We start from the raw sequence: 1,060 nt of genomic DNA on the forward strand, positions 1-1,060 counted from the left end.
CCCGCGTCCGATAAAACGCTATCAATTATTTTATTTCTATTGACTAAAGAAATGGTTGTGGGAGTAAGACTTGATAAAAAACTACGACCTTCGACTCTTTATTAATAAAAAGCTGAGCCCGACGAGCTACCAACTGCTCCATCCCGCGTCCGAAAACGCTATCAATTGTTTTTATTCTATTGACTAAAGAAATGGTTGCGGGAGTAGGACTTGAACCTACGACCTTCGGGTTATGAGCCCGACGAGCTACCAACTGCTCCATCCCGCGTCCGATTGACGCTGCTTTGATTCGTCTTATTAAACTGGCTGGTTAGCGTGTTTAACGGTCTGCTTCAAAGCGGGGCGAACTATAGCGATCCCCGTTTATATTTGCAAGTTAAATCTAGGCGATAGCTATTTGTTTGCTGGTAAAATAAGCGAGTCACTGCTTTATCGTACGATATTGCCAAATTAACCCAAAAATTAGGGATTTTAACTGTCCATTTCGATAAGTCGTTGGGGTTATGTGTTTGAGCAGGTATAATGCTGCACTGAATTTTGCGTAACCGATGACTGACTAATACATGTTTAATTTTTTTGCTGCAGCCCCGAAGGGTTTCGAATATAGCCTTGCTTCTGAACTTAAAGAGTTCGGAGCAACCGACGTTAAAGAAAGTGTTGCTGGAGTATATTTTTCTGCTTCATTAGAGCTGGCTTATCGCATTACATTATGGACTCGTTTAGCGAGCCGTATCGTATTAGTCATCTATAAAGGAGCGTGTGATTCTGCAGAGCAACTTTATAACGCAGCATACTGCATTGATTGGCCATCGCATTTTTCCTATAAAAAAACCTTCAGTATTGATTTTCATGGCACGGGTGGTTTCATTAATAACACTCAATTTGGTGCACTGAAAATTAAAGACGCTGTAGTTGACCGTTTTCGTGATGATGGCACTCCTCGTCCAGATGTAGAACGTGTCAATCCAGATTTTAAAATTGATGCCCATTATCGTAATGGTCAACTGACTATTTCGATGAATTTCTCAGGCGCTTCTTTACACCAACGCGGATACCGTTC

The 1,060-nt window shown here is 41.5% G+C and carries 1 protein-coding gene and 2 tRNA genes; 1 reads left to right on the plus strand and 2 read right to left on the minus strand.

The genetic code is table 11. The features are described from left to right. Positions 1 to 52: 52 nt before the first annotated feature. A tRNA-OTHER gene (locus H5202_RS23150) sits at positions 53 to 148 on the minus strand. 44 nt (positions 149 to 192) lie between these two features. Next, positions 193 to 268 (minus strand) — tRNA-Met (locus tag H5202_RS23155). Positions 269 to 563: 295 nt separating this feature from the next. On the opposite strand from H5202_RS23155, the gene H5202_RS23160 reads away from it, so the two are divergent. Further along, positions 564 to 1,060: THUMP domain-containing protein (locus H5202_RS23160; RefSeq protein ID WP_259397464.1), on the plus strand; the 497-nt coding region annotated here is incomplete at its 3' end.

Source organism: Shewanella sp. SG41-4, assembly GCF_014164505.1.
GTDB lineage: Bacteria > Pseudomonadota > Gammaproteobacteria > Enterobacterales > Shewanellaceae > Shewanella.